Raw genomic sequence first — 15,368 nt, forward strand, 5'->3', positions numbered from 1 at the left:
CCGATTATCTCTGCTCGAACTCTCCCAGAATCCGCACCTCCTCCTGGAGAAGAATGCCGCTCTGCTCAAAGACCGCCTGTTTGATCATCCCCGCCAGGGTGATGAAATCAGTCGCTGTCGCCCCACCCCGGTTGACGAGAAAGTTGGTATGCACCTCCGAAACCTGCGCTCCCCCCACCTGCCTGCCCCTGAACCCCGCCTCGTCAATGAGCCGCCAGGCCTGCCCCCCTTCAGGATTTTTAAAGAAGGAACCAGCGTTGGGAAAGCCGATCCTCTGGCTTTCCTGGCGATGGCGACTGCAGGCTTCCAGCTTTTCCCGAATGGCCTCCGCTTTCCCCTCGCCAAGGGCGAAAGTGGCGGCTACGACAATTTCTCCCGGGTCCAGTTCCAGATAGCGGTAGCCAAAATGCCGGCTCCGTCCTTCACTTTCAGAGATCCCCCCGTCCTTCAGGGTCTCCAGGATGGCCACCTGCTCCATCACCGATTGGCCATGGGCTCCGGCATTAACACTGAGCGCCCCGCCGACAGTCCCCGGGATGCAGCTGAGAAATTCCAGGCCGGTAAGCGAGCGCTCGGTGGCAAAGGTTACCAGCTGCTGGTTGAGTACCCCTGCCTCGACCCTGATTCTGCCATGGGAGTCGATCTCCAGGCCAGTCAACCTCTGTAGTGAAATGACGGCCCCCCTGAAGCCCCCATCCCCCATGAGGACATTGAACCCGCCCCCGAGGACCAGGTAGGGCAGCGACTGATCCCGCACCACCCGGAGGAGTTCTTCCAGATCCGCCCCATCGGCCGGTATGGCAAAGTAGTCGGCCGGTCCCCCCACCTTCAGGGATGTATGCCCAGTCAGGGGCTCGTTCACCAGCACCTGGCCCCGGATAGCCGCACTGAGGCGCACGAGAATATCGGTTGTCAAGGAGCTTCCTTAAGCTTTTCCACCAGTTGCTCGCCGGCCTGGAGGATGTTGCCCGCACCGAGGGTGAGAACGATGTCCCCTTCCCTGACGATGCCGAGCAGGTGGTCGCAGACCTGGTTACGGTCGGCGATGAAGGTGACTTCCCGCTGGCCGTGGCGCTTGATCCTTGCCGCCAGTGCCTCGGCCGTTACCCCTTCGATGGGCTGCTCCCCGGCAGGGTAGATGTCGGTCAGGATCAGCACATCCGCATCGTAGAAGGCCTTGACGAATTCCTCGAAGAGTTCCTTGGTGCGGGTGTAGCGGTGGGGCTGGAATACCACCACCAGCCGCCGGTCCCAGCCCCCCTTAGCTGCAGCGAGCGTGGCCTTGATTTCCGTGGGATGATGGCCGTAGTCGTCGACAACCATGATCCCCTTGACGTCCCCCTTGACCTGAAAGCGGCGTCCGACGCCGCCGAAGCTCTTGAAACCGGCCTGGATATCCTCGAATTTCATGTCCAGCTCGGTGGCAACGGCAATGGTCGCCAGGGCATTAAGGACATTGTGGGCACCGGGCATGGCGAAACTGATTTCTCCCAGCCGCTTTCCTTTGTAGTGGGCAACGAAGGAGGTGGTGAAACCCTGGTGACGGACGTCGGTGGCGCGAAAATCGGCCTGGGCTGTCAAGCCGTAGGTGGTAAAGCGCTTTTTCACCTTGGGGATGATGTCGGCAACATTGCCGTTGTCCAGGCAGAGCACGGCCAGCCCGTAAAAGGGGACCTTGTTGATGAACTCGACGAAGGTATCCTTGATCTCCTCGATGCCGGTGTAGAAATCCAGATGATCCGCATCGATGTTGGTGACCACGGCAATGGTCGGGGAAAGCTTCAGGAACGAGCCGTCCGATTCGTCCGCCTCGGCCACGAGGAATTTCCCTTGCCCCAGGCGGGCATTGGTGCCGATGGAATTGAGCCTGCCGCCGATGACGATGGTGGGGTCGATTCCCCCCGTTGCCAGAATAGTCGCCACCATGGAGGTGGTGGTCGTCTTGCCGTGGGTGCCGGCAATGGCAATGCCGTACTTCATCCGCATGAGTTCGGCGAGCATCTCCGCCCGGGGAATGACCGGAATCAGCCGCTCCCGTGCCTCGATCACCTCGGGATTATCATCGTGGACAGCGCTGGAAATGACGACAACGTCCGCCCGTTCAACATTGCTGCCGGTGTGGCCGATGTGGATCTCCCCCCCCAATTGCTCAAGGCGCTCGGTGATTTCGGATTTGCGCAGGTCGGAGCCGGAGACCTTGTACCCCAGGTTGAGCAGCACCTCGGCAATACCGCTCATGCCGATGCCGCCGATGCCGACAAAATGGATTCTTTCTATTTTTCCGTACACACGCGCTCCTGTTTTCCGGTCATTTCGTCCACTATCACCCGGGCGGCATCGAGCTGCCCGAATTGGCGAATGTTCTCCGCCGTCTCCGCCACCAGATCCGGCTTCTCCATCAGCTCCAGAATCTGCTTCGCCAGGGTTTCCCCGGTCAGCTCCCGCTCAAGGATCATGAAGCCCGCATCCTTCTTCAGCAGGGCCTCCGCATTGCGCCGCTGGTGATCGTCGGCAGCATGGGGATAGGGGATGAAGATGCAGGCCTTGCCGCTCACCGCCACCTCGGCGAGGGTTGTCGCCCCGGCCCGGCAGACGATGAAGTCGGCAGCACCGTAGGCTGCGGCCATGTTGTCGATGAACGGGCTGACCGTTGCCGTGAAGCCGGCGGTCTGGTAGGCGGCTTTCACTTCATCGCAATCCTTTTCCCCCGTCTGGTGGGTAACAACCAGGCTTCCCTTGACCTTTGCCAGATGGGGCAGGGCTTCCATCATGGCGGTGTTGATGCGATGGGCGCCGGCACTGCCGCCGAAAACCAACAGCCTCAGCGTGTCACCCGTCTGCTGCGCCTTTTCCTGCTGCACATTCCAGAGGATCTCCTTGCGCAGGGGATTCCCAGCCAGAATCGTCTTCTCCTCGGGAAAGAATTTCCGCGATTCCTCGATGGAGATGAAGACCTTGCCGGCAATCCGCGCCAGCACCTTGTTGGTCAGTCCCGGAATGGCATTCTGCTCGTGAATGAAGCGCCGGATCTGCAGCCCACGGGCCGAAAGAACCACCGGCGCCGATGCGTAGCCGCCCACACCAAGCACTAGGTCCGGACGGAACTCCTTGAGGATCTTGCGCGACTGGGAGTAGCCGTACAGAAGGAGTGCAGCGCTCTTGAGTTTGGCCAGATTGCTCTGCCCCTTGAGGCCGCTTGCCGAAATGCATTCCAGCCGGTACCCCAGCTTCGGCAGGAGCCGCGCTTCGATGCCCCGTTCCGTACCGATGAAGAGCACCTCGTTGGTCTTGTCCCTCGCGAGAAATTCCTCGGCGACGGCAATGCCGGGAAAGAGATGCCCCCCTGTGCCCCCGCCTGCAATCACCAGCCTCATGACAGCCCCCTTGCCCGGGATGAGACGTTGAGCAACAGTCCGACGGCAAAAAGACTGATGATCAGCGAGCTGCCTCCGTAACTGATGAAAGGCAGGGCCAGCCCCTTGGTGGGCAACAGGCCGGTCACCACTCCCATGTTGATGAAAGCCTCCAGGCCGAGCAGCACGGCGATGCCGAAGGCCAGGAAGCGTCCGAAACTGTCCTCCGCACAGACGGCCACCCGGATGCTCCGCTGCAGAAGCACGAGAAACATGGCGGCAATGACCATGACGCCGATGAAGCCCAGTTCTTCGCCGACCACCGAGAGAATGAAGTCGGTGTGAGCCTCGGGGAGATAGAAAAGCTTCTGCTTCCCTTCCCCCAGCCCCTGGCCAAGGATACCGCCGGTGCCGAAAGCGATCCAGGACTGGATGATCTGGAAGCCCGAATTGGTCGGGTCCTGCCACGGGTCGAGAAATGCTGTGATACGACGCATGCGGTAGGCCTCGGTCACGACCAGGTAACAGGCAAAGGGGGCCGCGAGCACCCCCATGCCGAGAATGTAGCGGGGCCGCGTCCCCGCGGCAAAGAGCATTGCCAAGGCCACGGCACCCATGGTCAGGGCCGCCCCCATGTCGTGCTGCTTCAGGAGGATTGCCAGCAGGATGGAGAGAATGACCATGTAGGGCAGAAAACCGGCCATGAATTCCTTCAGTTTCTCCTGCTTTTTGTCCAGGGAGTAGGCCATGTAAACAATCAGGGCGACCTTGGCCAGCTCCGAAGGCTGAAAATTGAAGCCCGGCAGACGAATCCAGCGGGATGCCCCCTTTGCCGTCCCGCCGATGCCGGGGATGAATACCAGAATCAGCAAGCCCAGGCAGATCAGCAGCAGGGGCACAGCAAAACGCCGCCACTGGTGGTAATCAACCTGCATGGCAAAGGCCATGGCGCCGAAGCCGAGCATGGCATAGAGCCCCTGGCGCTTCAGGAAATAAAAGCCATCGCTGTATCTTTTTGCCGCCATAACCGACGAAGCGGAATAGACCATGACGATACCGAAGCAGGTAAGCATTACCACCAGCAGCAGAATAATCATGTCGTATCCCTCAAGTCGTTTCATCGACCGGCTCCGTTCAATCCGTGCACCAGCGCCTTGAAGCGTTCGCCCCGCTCCGCATAATTTTTGAACATATCGAAGCTGGAACAGGCGGGCGAAAAGAGCACCACCTCCCCGGCTTTGGCCAGATCATGGGCAAGCGCCACCGCATCCTCCAGGGTGGCAGCCAGGTGGGTGTCGGTCAGGCTTCCCAGCTCGGCCCGGATGCGCTCTTGCGCCTCGCCGATAAGAATCAGGTGCGCAACCCTTTCCCGTACCAGGTCTGTCAGTGGGGCATAGGAGCCCCCCTTGTCCTTGCCCCCGGCAATGAGCGTGATCCCCTTCTCGAAGCTTTCAAGGGACTTGACGACGCTCCCCACGTTGGTCCCCTTGCTGTCTTCGTAGTAAGAGACCCCCCCTACCTCCCGGACGAACTCCATGCGGTGGGGGAGACCCGCAAAGGACTCGACTGCGGCACGTGCCCTGGCAGGGTCGGCACCGGCCAAGAGCGCACTGGCCAAGGCGGCCATGATGTTGTCGATGTTATGGACCCCCTTCAGTCTGAAGGTGGCCGTGTCGAAGCGTGTCTCGCGCCCCTGGCGGCAATAGATAATGATGCCATTCCTGCAGAAGATTCCCTCTGACAGCTCCTTGCGCTGGCTGAAAGGGAATATCTGCGCCCTGATGCTTGCAGCGCTGGCAGCCACCAGCGGGTCGTCCACGTTAAGAACGGCAAAATCCCCTGCAGTCTGGTTCTCGAAGATACGCAGCTTGGCGTCGATGTATTCCTGGTAGCTGGTATACCGGTCAAGATGGTCCTCAGTGATGTTCAGCAGCACCGCGACCTTCGGCCGGAAGCGCTGTATTCCCTCCAACTGAAACGAGCTCAGTTCCACCACCACCTGGACCACATCCCTGCCCGAAGTGACCAGCTCGATGAGGGGATTGCCGATGTTGCCCCCGACAAAGGTTTCCAGACCGCAAGCCTTGAATATCTCACCGGTCAGGGTCGTGGTCGTCGTCTTGCCGTTGGTGCCCGTAATGGCAACCATGGGTGCCTTGATGTACGCGGCTGCCAGCTCGATTTCGCTGATGACCGTCCGCCGCTGAGCCTTGGCCAGGAGCAGAGGGGCAATGTCCATGGGAACACCGGGACTGACGACGATCAGATCAGCCATGAGAAAGGTGTGCTTGTCGTGGCGTCCCAGCTCGAAATCCAGGTCGAGATCGGCCAGTTGCGCCAGATACTCGCCGAGCTCCGACTCGTCTTTCATGTCGGTCACGGTCACCTTCGCCCCGCGGGCGACGAGGAACCGTGCCACGGCCACGCCGGTGCGGGCCAGACCGACAACCAGTACTTTTTTGCCCTCGATATCCATAGATTATTCCTCAGCCGCCACCGGCGGCGTAGACAATGTTAGCGCATCTTCAGGGTCGATATTGCCACCAGTGCCAGGATGAAGGTGATGATCCAGAAGCGGACGATGATCTTCGGTTCCGCGACCCCCTTCAGTTCGAAATGGTGGTGAATAGGCGCCATGCGAAAGATCCTCTTGCCCCGATACTTGTAGGAACCCACCTGGAATATGACCGACAACGCCTCGGTGACAAAGACGCCGCCGACAATGACCAGCAGGATCTCCTGCTTGGTGATGACCGCCAGAGTGCCCAGCCCCCCACCAAGGGAGAGTGACCCAACATCCCCCATGAAAACCTCGGCCGGATAGGAGTTGTACCAGAGAAATCCGAGGCCGGCCCCGACCATGGCGCCGCACAGGACGGCAAGTTCGCCCGATCCCGGCACGTAGGGGATCTGCAGATATCCGGACAATCGTGCATTCCCGGCGATATAGGTAAAGAGCAGATAGGTGGCGGCATTGATGGACACGGGGCCGATGGCCAGGCCGTCCAGGCCGTCGGTCAGGTTGACGGCGTTGCTGGCACCAACAATGACCAGGGTAATGAATGGGATGAACAGGATACCCAGGTCCGGGTGCAGCCTTTTGAAAAAGGGAAAATACAGCTCCTTGGAAAAGCCCGGCAGGGTGTAAAGGAATATCCCCACCCCGGCCGCGAGGAGCATCTGCCAGAACATCTTCTGCCGTGGAGAGAGCCCTTTCGGATTCTTCTCCACCACCTTCTTGTAATCGTCGGCAAAGCCGATCAGGCCGTAACCGCCGATGATGAACAGAGTCAGCCAGACATAGACGTTGGTCAGGTCCGCCCAGAGCAGCGTCGGCACGATGATGGCCGCCAGTATCAGCACTCCGCCCATGGTCGGTGTCCCCTGTTTCTTCAGATGTGACTCGGGACCGTCGGTGCGGATAACCTGACGGGCCTGCAGCTTCTCCAGCTTCCGTATCAGCCACGGCCCCAGTATGAAGGAAACCACCAGCGCCGTAATCATGGCATAGATGGTTCTGAACGTCAGGTACTTGAAGACGTTGAAGAGCTTGTAGTCGGAAGCCAGCGGAAAGAGCAGATGATAGAGCATCAGGCGACCCCTTTATTGTCGGCGGGAAGCGAGAACCCGTTGCGGATTGCCTCGGCGATTTTTTCCATGTGCATTCCCCGGGACCCCTTGATCAGGATGTTGTCCCCTTTTGCCACCTTCCGGCGCAGATCCTCGACGATCTCCCCATGGCTTTCCGCAATGTGGATTGAATCGGCTCCCATGCCGCCGTCAACGGCCCCTGCCGCCACTGTCTCGGCATACTCGCCCATGAGGTAAAGCCGCTCGACGCAAGTCGCCGCAAGCAGCCCCACCTCCCGGTGGGCGGCAGCGGCCCCGCTTCCCAGCTCCAACATATCGCCGAGGACGGCTATGCCCCGGTTCTGGCGGCGGATGTCCTTCAGCGTCACCAGGGCAGCCGCCATTGACGCGGGGTTGGCATTGTAGCTGTCATCAATAAGCACGAGCCCCTCCACCTGCTCCACATGGAAGCGCTTGTCGTACGGCGTGAATTCCTCCAGACCGGTACAGATGGTTTGTCGGTCGAGCCCCATGGCATGGGCTGCGGCTGCGGCAGCCAAGGCATTGTAAACATTATGCAGCCCGAAGGCCTTCATCTTCACCGGAACTTCGCCGTCTGGCAGGCGCAGGGTGAAGTGCATCCCTTCAATGCCCCGTGTCTCGATCCCTTCGGAACTGACTTCAGCACCCCGCAGACCGAAGGAAAGCCTGGTAACGCCAGGTGCAGTAGACAGGCGGGAGATCAGTGGATCGTCCGCGTTGTAGATGGCGGTACCCCCCTGCTTCAATCTGAGAAACAGCTCCCCCTTTGCCCGTGCCACCGCCTCCACGCTCCCCATGCTCGCCAGATGCGCGGTAAAAGCGTTGGTGATAATACCGATCTGGGGAGCGGCGATCTCAGCCAGGCGGTCGATTTCGCCCGGCTCGCTCATGCCCATTTCCATCACTGCCCAGCGTTCCCGCCCCGACAAGCGCAGCAACATGAGTGGCAGGCCGATGAGGTTGTTAAGATTGCCGGCGGTTTTCAGCCCGGGACCGGTCTGGCTAAGGATGGTGGCGAGCATCTCCTTGGTGGTGGTCTTGCCGTTGCTCCCGGTGATCCCTACCACGGTAATGGCGAATTTCTGCCGGTAGAAGGCGGCAATGTCCCCCAATGCCTTGATGGTATCCGACACCACTATGAATTGGGCATTTGGGGCTGCAGTCTTTTCAGGAGCCTGATCATCTGCCACAACAAAAGTGGTCACCCCATTGGCCAGGGCAGTGTCGATAAAGTCGTGGCCATCGAAGCGTTCACCCTTGAGGGCGACGAATAACTGCCCGGCTGAGACACTGCGCGAGTCCGTGGATACACCGGACACCACACCGTTGCCGTTGCCGGTGAGCCTTCCTCCGGTTGCCCGGATGATTTCCTCAATGGAGAGCATGTGCGCCTTTCGTGCTACCGGTCTTTGGCTGTGCGTTCCCTGCAAGCCTGGGCAGCCACTTCCCGGTCGTCAAAGTGGAACTTTTCCTTGCCGATGATCTGATAGTCCTCATGCCCCTTGCCTGCCAACAATATGATGTCTCCCGGCCGCGATGCGGCGATGGCAAGGATGATGGCATCCTGCCGCTGTTCCAGAGCGACAAATCCTTTTTCATCGAAAAGAAGGGCATTCTGAGCCGTATATTCGCGAATGCCGAGGCCGACGATACCTTCGCGAACCTGGGCGATGATTGCCGCCGGATCTTCCGTGCGCGGATTGTCGGAGGTAATGATGCTCAGATCGCTGTACCGGCCGGCAATCTCTCCCATGATCGGTCGTTTGCCCTTGTCCCGGTCGCCGCCGCAACCGAAGACGGTAATAATCCGTCCCTGCTTCAGTTCAATCATGGTCCGCAGTACGTTTTCAAGAGCATCGCCGGTATGGGCGTAATCCACGAGCACTGTCACCCCAAGGTCGTTTTCCACACGCTCCAGCCGGCCCGGCACCTGCCCGTGCCGCTCCAGTCCGTTCCTGATGACCGCAAGCGGCAGTCCCAAGGCAACGGCAGCTCCCGCCGCGGCCATGATATTGTAAAGATTGAAGCGGCCCACGAGCCGCGACTGCACATCAATGCTGCCGTTAGGCGTCTTCAGGGTGCAGCTGATGCCGGTGACGGAGAAAACCACGTTCTCAGCGGAGATATCCGCCTTTCCTGCAACGCCGTAGGTGAGCACCGGACAGGCAGCCCGTTGGGCAATGCGCTGGCCGTAATCGTCATCGGTATTAATCACCGCGTGTCGCCTTGTTTTTTGTCCATCGGGCACCAGCAGCTCCGAGAATAGCCGCGTCTTGCTCTCCAGGTACGACTCCATGTCCAGATGGTAGTCCAGATGATCCCGGGTCAGGTTGCTGAAGACCCCCACATCGAATGAACAGCCGTCCACCCGGCGCTGTTGCAGGGCGTGTGACGATACCTCCATGACGATACCCTTGGCACCGGCATCCACCATTGTTCGCAGGGTCTGCTGGAGATCCACCGATTCTGGGGTCGTATTGGGGGCCGGAATGGAAATCTCGCCGAAACGGTAATTGACAGTACCAAGCACCGCTGCAGGCATTCCCGCCGCTCCCATAATCGATTCCAGCAAATAGGTAGTGGTCGTTTTGCCGTTGGTACCGGTAATACCCACCAATGGCACCCTCGACGAGGGATCGCCATAGAAGGCGGCCGCCATGCGAGACATGGCCAGCCTACCGTCGGCTACCCGCACCCAGGCGATATCTAAAGGGGTCCGTTCATCCTCGATGACCACCGCTGCCGCACCGGCATTTTTTGCCGCTTCGATGAAGGCAAAGCCGTCGCTGGCAACACCTTTGAGGGCGAAAAACAGCCCCCCCGGCTGCACTTTGCGTGAGTCATAGTAGAGCCCCGTGATTTCGGGATCGTCATGTGCCCCGACCTCACGAACGGTAACTGATTTTATGAGTTGAGATAGTCGCATGGGACCCCTCTTTTGTTTTCAGGCCGACGGGACGAATCGGACCCAGACTTGATCATTACCGCTGATGATACTGCCCGGCTTGGGGTTTTGCTCGACGGCGCGGCCGCTCCCCTGAAGTTTTACGTTGAGACCGCGCTGCTCCATGATCTTCAATGCCTGACGCATGCTCATACCGCGAAAATTTGGCATTACCGCCCCTGTCGCCCCTGCAACAACGCCCCCGTCCGCAACGGCATCAACCGTTTCAGCCGGAGGAGCTGATTTTACCACCATTTGCTCCGGTTTTTTCTTCAGCGGATGATCGGGCGGCACCTTCAAATAGCACAGGGCCTGCTGGGCAATGGCACTGAATGCCGGGGCCGCGACAACTCCACCATAAGGGCTGGTCTTCGGCTCATCGACCACCACCAGGATGGTCAGGCGCGGTTTTTCCAGCGGTACGAACCCCACGTAGGAAGCAGTTCTCTTGTCGGCAGAATACCCGCGGGTCAGGGGATCGACCTTCTGGGCCGTGCCTGTTTTGCCGGCGGAACGATAGCCGTCAACGGCAGCATTGACTCCCGTCCCCCCCTCGACAACCACGCCTTCCAGCATGTGGGCAACGGTCTTGGCCGTTTCTTCCGAGATGACCCGGCGTCGCACCTCCGGTGCAGAGGTGCGTAGCATATTGCCGTTATCATCGCTGATCTTTTCCACCAGGTACGGTTTCATGAGCAGCCCGCCATTGGCCACCGCCGAGACGGCGGTGGCAATCTGCAGCGCAGTTGCCGTCACCCCCTGGCCGAAGGAGATGGTGGCCAGATCCACGCCGAACCACTGGTTCTTGTTGCGCAAGGTGCCGCCTGATTCGCCGGGAAGGTCGATACCCGTTTTCTCGCCGAAGCCGAAGCCGGTCAGGCCCGCATAGAGTTTGTCGCTGCCCAGACGGGCGCCGATCTTCGCTGCGCCGATGTTGCTTGAGTACTTGAGTATCTGGGCGATGCTCAGGTACCCGTACTTGTGGGTGTCGTGGATCGTCCTGCCGCCGATGCTGTAGCTGCCGTTTTCGCAGTCGAACCCGTCACCGCGCCGTATTGCTCTCTGCTCCAGGGCTGTGGCAGCCAGGAAGATCTTGAAGGTGGAGCCCGGTTCGAAGCTGTCGGCTATGGACCGGTTGCGCAGTGCCTGGGGCGTGTATTTGAAATAGGTGTTGGGATTGAAGGTGGGGTAACTTGCCATTGCCAGAACGCGCCCGGTTGCGGGCTCCATGACCAGTGCAATCCCCGCCTTTGCCCCATTGGTTTCGACCGCTTTGGCCAACTCCTTTTCCGCTATGTACTGGATGTTCTTGTCAAGGGTCAGGGTGATGTTCTGCCCCTTGGCGGAATTTTTGACCACGATCCCCTTGTTGTAGACCTCCCGGCCGAGGGCGTCCCTTTCGGTAACGAGATAGCCGGTGCCGCCGAGAATCGTGGAGTCGTATTTCAACTCGATTCCTTCCAGTCCTTCCGGATCCATACCGGTAAAACCCACCACGTGCGCGGCAATCTCCGAGTTGGGATAAAAACGTTTGCTCTCCTTGACGAAAGCGATCCCTTCCAGTTGCAACGCCTTGATGGCGGCAACCTTGTCGGGTGGCATGCGCCGCTGGAGCCAGACGAAATTTTTGCTGCCCCGCAGCTTTTTCTCCACCTGGTCGGCAGGCATGGACAACAGGGGAGCCAGTTTTGCCGCTGCATCAGGGATATCCTCCACATTGCGCGGTTCGGCAAAACAGGAATCCATCTCGATGGAAACCGCCAGGGGTGCATTATTGCTGTCAAAGATCGCTCCCCGCACGGGGGTCAGCGGCACAATGCGCTGATGCTGCTTGTCTGCCAGCTTTACCAGCGACTCTTTTTTCACCACCTGAAGATAAAATGCACGTGCGGCAATCAGGACAAAAATGGAGACGAAAACGCCACCCATGAAGCGAATGCGGATTCTCGTCCATTTTTCCTTCCTGTCATTCATTTTATCACAATCACCTGCTGGTCAGTCGGCATTGCCATGCCGAGTTCACCCTTGGCCAGAGCCTCGATGCGCGCGGGTGTCTTGAGTGAGGCGATTTCAACCTTCAGCCGCTTGTTCTCCTGCTGCATCTCCTGAAAGGTGCGTCTGGTGGCGGCTATATCCAGATTGAGGTCGATGACCTTGACCCGGGACCAGACGTGAAAAACGGAGACGACAGTAACCATGACCATAACCGCCACCATATAGGGAAAGGAAAGCCAGCGCGAATCCGCCGCTGCGACCGTATTTACCGGCGCCGCCACCTTGCTGAATGCTGTCTTGGTTTGTGCCATTTGCCGTATCCTCCCGGGTCTAGATCTTTTCAACCGCTCTGAGCCTGGCACTGCGAGAGCGGGGATTGGTAGCTATTTCCGTATCCGTTGCAACCACCGGTTTGCCCGTCAGGACCTTCACCTTCGGCACATTGCCGCATACACAACGGGGAAGCTCCCGTGGACACCGGCATCCTTGGGCAAGGGAGCGGAAGGTCGTCTTGGCGATGCGGTCCTCCAATGAATGGAAGGAGATGACCACTCCTCGCCCCCCCTTTTTCAGAAGCTTCACCCCATCAGCCAGCCCTTTTTCCAGGCTGCCCAGTTCATCGTTGACCGCAATGCGCAGCGCCTGGAAGGTACGGGTAGCCGGGTGCAGGCGCTCTTCCCAAGCCCCTTTGGGTATGGCGCCCTTGATGACATCCACCAGCTGCAAAGTAGTTTCGATGGGGGCTTCTTCACGCCGTCTGGCGATGAAAGCCGCTATTCTCTTTGCCCATCGCTCTTCCCCGTATTCGCGGATCACCTTGGCCAACTCTTCTTCCGCAAGGGTATTGACCAAATCAGCAGCGGTAGTTTCCGCAGCCAGATTCATCCGCATGTCCAGCGGGGCATCATGCTGGAAACTGAATCCCCGTTTCGCGGTGTCCAGCTGGTGGGAAGAGACCCCAACATCCAGCAGAAAACCGTCGATTTCTTCGATGCCCATCTCGGCCAGGGTATCTGCCATGCGGGCGAAGTTCCTTCCCACAAGCGTCACCCTGGTCCCGTATGGCGCCAGCCGTTCGCCAGCGGCCGCCAGCGCCTCTGCATCCTGATCGAACCCGATGAGACGCCCATCCGGCGCGGAAGCGTTCAGGATCAAGCTGGCATGCCCTGCCCCACCGAGGGTGCCATCCACATATATGCCGCCGGGTCGTGGGGCCAGATAGGCAATAACCTCCGCAGGAAGAACGGAAACATGCCGAAAATCAGCCACCTAGAGCCCCAGCTCCGCCAGCACAGGGGAATCGATGGGGAAATTCTCGATATCCTGCCGGAAGACCTTCTCCCATTCAGCCTGACTCCAGATCTCCGCCTTGTTCAACATGCCGACGAAGAGTATTTCCCGTTCCAGACAGGCACTCTTGCGCAAATGGGGAGGAACCAGTATCCGCCCCAGCTTATCGGCCACACACTCCACGGCCGGCGCGACGATCCGTCGTTTTACCGAGGCCAGTTCGGCGGAAGAAAGCCCGAGACCGGTGCCGACCTTGAGTTTTTCTTCCAGAGCAAGCCATTCGTTATAGGGGTAGATAACGAGACCGGAGCTGTAACTGCCGTCGCCAAGCCGGACCGGGTTCGAATTGGTAATGAAAAAGCGCTCGTCGCCGAATGACTCCACGAGCACCTCCCGGAATTTGGCAGGAAGGCTGGTCCGCCCTTTACCATCGATATTTGTCTCGAAATTCCCTCTGAACATGATCACCCGGTACTTTTTACCACTGCTTACCACTTTTTACCACTTTACGGACAAACTATACTAGCGGTCAAGATGGTTGTCAAGGCAAAATTAGGATGATTTTTATCTATTTTTGCCCGTTTTTTTAAGCAGTTAAGATGGAAGCAAAGACATGCGATAAGAAATTTCTCACGTTCAGAGCTCTTCTGACTGGGATGCGACCTTCGATTGATCGGGGGCGTGTGGAGTAATGGAGCAGGAGGACTGGCGGGTTCTGAAGAGACGAGCTATTTGCAACCGGCATCGGGGAAAGGGACTGGGTGCGGCGATTTCTCCGCCTCGGCATTTACTGCAGCCGTACTAGGTGCTGCAGTAACAGGATCAGCTACTTGTCTTTTTTTCTGTCCATCAGCGACACAACCTTGGCTCCCTTTTTCTCGGTGCCGCTTTTTTCATTTTCCTGACCCTCGCGCTGGATAACCGGTTCCGGCGAGACCACCTTTTCCAGCTGCACCGGCGTCCCCCCCATGGTAAAAGGAGCGCCGTCAATCTGGTTTTCATCGAGGATCCAGGTATAAATCTGCACCGGTATGGTCAGAACGAGCAGCTTGACCTTCCACCATCCCGGCTTGATATCTGGGGAAATATCCTCAAGACGTGCGTAAAAGCCGGGCTTATTATCTATGTGAACCAGAACGAGGTCGTTTACCGCTGCCATGATCGAACCCTCCAAAGATTAGTCGTCATCATTATCCGTAAAGCTCAGTACCGACAATCCCATCCGCCGGTATGGGAAATGGTGCTGCAGTTTCCGGTATGAAAGCCGCAGTTCACGCTCCAGGAAATAAAACCGGTCCTTTTCTTCGCCGGTAAAACGGTCCTCGATGTCTTCGCAGGCAAAGGTAATACAGTTGAAAGGGCGGTACTCCGGCGGCATGAGGCAACGGTCCCCGTCGAGAAAGAGGCATCCCTCTCCGGCAAAATCGGGTGCGAAGAGCTCCTTTCCGGTAACCAGGTAGGCGACAAGATCGATTGCGGTAAAGTGATACCTGCCGCACCTGCAGCACTTGCCGCCACATTCCCCACAGGTTGACGACCCGGCAACCCTTTCCACAATTGCCTGCATCGCCAATTTGAGGGACATCAGCTCATTGATCCCAGCCCTGACCTGGGCAACAGCGGCCGGCGGCAGATTCTCCACTTTCAGGATAATCTGCGCTATCCCCTGGTGCCACAGCTCCTTGTCCGGTGTAATTCGAGGCTTCAGAGGCAATGCACCCTCTCCACAAAGGAAATGGCCATGTGTGCAACCATGACCATGATAGTTTTACCTTGTAGTAAATTGGCCGAAGCAGCCCGTAAGCCGGGTTCTGTTCCTGCAGCAGGTTGCCCTGGAGCAGGCGGTGGTCATTCATCTAGGACCGTCGTTACCGGCGGCCTCAAGCAACCAACCCGGAAGCACGGACGGGCCGTCCTTGACGCTTCCCTATTTGGTCTTGCTCCTGACGGGGTTTACCTGGCATCCGGCGTCACCGCCGGACCCGGTGAGCTCTTACCTCACCCTTTCACCCTTACCTGTCTTCGCAATGCTCCAACAGGCGGACTGCTCTCTGTGGCACTTTCCCTGGGGTTGCCCCCGCTGGACGTTATCCAGCGTCATGCCCTGCGGAGCCCGGACTTTCCTCCCCCCTTGCGGGCGGCGACCACCTGGTCTGCTTCGGCCAAAGCGAGAT

14 protein-coding genes and 1 other RNA gene are annotated in these 15,368 nt (G+C 58.8%); all 15 read right to left on the reverse strand.

Annotation, left to right across the window (positions count from 1 at the left end):
• Positions 1-4: 4 nt before the first annotated feature.
• A complete protein-coding gene (gene murB, locus ML541_RS01610; protein ID WP_243370051.1) occupies positions 5-916 on the reverse strand; it encodes a UDP-N-acetylmuramate dehydrogenase in 912 nt (303 codons plus the stop codon).
• The gene (murC, locus tag ML541_RS01615; protein ID WP_243370053.1) at positions 913-2,289 is read right to left on the reverse strand and encodes a UDP-N-acetylmuramate--L-alanine ligase; all 1,377 of its coding nucleotides are present in this window, start codon (positions 2,287-2,289) and stop codon (positions 913-915) included. The genes murB and murC overlap by 4 nt, the downstream gene beginning before the upstream one ends.
• Positions 2,274-3,374, reverse strand: coding sequence for an undecaprenyldiphospho-muramoylpentapeptide beta-N-acetylglucosaminyltransferase (gene murG, locus ML541_RS01620; protein WP_243370055.1), 1,101 nt, complete (start codon positions 3,372-3,374; stop codon positions 2,274-2,276). Before murG ends, murC begins: the two co-directional genes overlap by 16 nt.
• Positions 3,371-4,474, reverse strand: a complete 1,104-nt coding sequence (ftsW, locus tag ML541_RS01625; RefSeq protein WP_243370057.1) for a putative lipid II flippase FtsW — start codon at positions 4,472-4,474, stop codon at positions 3,371-3,373. Before ftsW ends, murG begins: the two co-directional genes overlap by 4 nt.
• The gene (gene murD, locus ML541_RS01630; RefSeq protein WP_243370059.1) at positions 4,471-5,829 is read right to left on the reverse strand and encodes a UDP-N-acetylmuramoyl-L-alanine--D-glutamate ligase; all 1,359 of its coding nucleotides are present in this window, start codon (positions 5,827-5,829) and stop codon (positions 4,471-4,473) included. Before murD ends, ftsW begins: the two co-directional genes overlap by 4 nt.
• Positions 5,830-5,867: 38 nt before the next feature.
• Positions 5,868-6,944: a phospho-N-acetylmuramoyl-pentapeptide-transferase gene (gene mraY, locus ML541_RS01635; RefSeq protein ID WP_243370061.1), complete on the reverse strand. Its 1,077-nt coding sequence runs from the start codon at positions 6,942-6,944 to the stop codon at positions 5,868-5,870.
• On the reverse strand, positions 6,944-8,350 hold the full coding sequence (gene murF, locus ML541_RS01640; RefSeq protein ID WP_243370063.1) for a UDP-N-acetylmuramoyl-tripeptide--D-alanyl-D-alanine ligase: 1,407 nt from the start codon (positions 8,348-8,350) through the stop codon (positions 6,944-6,946). Before murF ends, mraY begins: the two co-directional genes overlap by 1 nt.
• Positions 8,351-8,364: 14 nt before the next feature.
• On the reverse strand, positions 8,365-9,891 hold the full coding sequence (locus tag ML541_RS01645) for a UDP-N-acetylmuramoyl-L-alanyl-D-glutamate--2,6-diaminopimelate ligase (protein WP_243370065.1): 1,527 nt from the start codon (positions 9,889-9,891) through the stop codon (positions 8,365-8,367).
• A gap of 18 nt (positions 9,892-9,909) precedes the next feature.
• A complete protein-coding gene (locus tag ML541_RS01650; RefSeq protein WP_243370067.1) occupies positions 9,910-11,883 on the reverse strand; it encodes a penicillin-binding protein in 1,974 nt (657 codons plus the stop codon).
• Positions 11,880-12,215 (reverse strand): cell division protein FtsL, encoded by a 336-nt coding sequence (gene ftsL / locus ML541_RS01655; RefSeq protein WP_243370070.1) that lies wholly within the window; start codon positions 12,213-12,215, stop codon positions 11,880-11,882. Before ftsL ends, ML541_RS01650 begins: the two co-directional genes overlap by 4 nt.
• Before the next feature lie 19 nt (positions 12,216-12,234).
• On the reverse strand, positions 12,235-13,173 hold the full coding sequence (gene rsmH / locus ML541_RS01660; RefSeq protein ID WP_243370072.1) for a 16S rRNA (cytosine(1402)-N(4))-methyltransferase RsmH: 939 nt from the start codon (positions 13,171-13,173) through the stop codon (positions 12,235-12,237).
• The gene (gene mraZ, locus ML541_RS01665) at positions 13,174-13,656 is read right to left on the reverse strand and encodes a division/cell wall cluster transcriptional repressor MraZ (RefSeq protein WP_243370397.1); all 483 of its coding nucleotides are present in this window, start codon (positions 13,654-13,656) and stop codon (positions 13,174-13,176) included.
• Positions 13,657-14,020: 364 nt separating this feature from the next.
• Positions 14,021-14,353: a hypothetical protein gene (locus ML541_RS01670; RefSeq protein ID WP_243370074.1), complete on the reverse strand. Its 333-nt coding sequence runs from the start codon at positions 14,351-14,353 to the stop codon at positions 14,021-14,023.
• Positions 14,354-14,371: 18 nt separating this feature from the next.
• Positions 14,372-14,908, reverse strand: a complete 537-nt coding sequence (locus ML541_RS01675) for a hypothetical protein (RefSeq protein ID WP_243370076.1) — start codon at positions 14,906-14,908, stop codon at positions 14,372-14,374.
• A 70-nt stretch (positions 14,909-14,978) separates the two neighbouring features.
• An RNA gene (gene rnpB, locus ML541_RS01680) (RNase P RNA component class A) lies at positions 14,979-15,355 on the reverse strand.
• Positions 15,356-15,368: the final 13 nt, after the last annotated feature.

The sequence above is a fragment of the Geotalea sp. SG265 genome, assembly GCF_022808985.1.
Classification (GTDB): domain Bacteria; phylum Desulfobacterota; class Desulfuromonadia; order Geobacterales; family Geobacteraceae; genus Geotalea.

What these genes read in the sequence shown, in the direction of transcription:
- ML541_RS01650 (WP_243370067.1), bottom strand. Translation starts at nt 11,883, where the DNA reads ATGAATGACAGGAAGGAAAAATGGACGAGAATCCGCATTCGCTTCATG.
- ftsL (WP_243370070.1), bottom strand. Translation starts at nt 12,215, where the DNA reads ATGGCACAAACCAAGACAGCATTCAGCAAGGTGGCGGCGCCGGTAAAT.
- mraY (WP_243370061.1), bottom strand. Translation starts at nt 6,944, where the DNA reads ATGCTCTATCATCTGCTCTTTCCGCTGGCTTCCGACTACAAGCTCTTC.
- ftsW (WP_243370057.1), bottom strand. Translation starts at nt 4,474, where the DNA reads ATGAAACGACTTGAGGGATACGACATGATTATTCTGCTGCTGGTGGTA.
- murG (WP_243370055.1), bottom strand. Translation starts at nt 3,374, where the DNA reads ATGAGGCTGGTGATTGCAGGCGGGGGCACAGGGGGGCATCTCTTTCCC.
- ML541_RS01670 (WP_243370074.1), bottom strand. Translation starts at nt 14,353, where the DNA reads ATGGCAGCGGTAAACGACCTCGTTCTGGTTCACATAGATAATAAGCCC.
- mraZ (WP_243370397.1), bottom strand. Translation starts at nt 13,656, where the DNA reads ATGTTCAGAGGGAATTTCGAGACAAATATCGATGGTAAAGGGCGGACC.
- murF (WP_243370063.1), bottom strand. Translation starts at nt 8,350, where the DNA reads ATGCTCTCCATTGAGGAAATCATCCGGGCAACCGGAGGAAGGCTCACC.
- murD (WP_243370059.1), bottom strand. Translation starts at nt 5,829, where the DNA reads ATGGATATCGAGGGCAAAAAAGTACTGGTTGTCGGTCTGGCCCGCACC.
- ML541_RS01645 (WP_243370065.1), bottom strand. Translation starts at nt 9,891, where the DNA reads ATGCGACTATCTCAACTCATAAAATCAGTTACCGTTCGTGAGGTCGGG.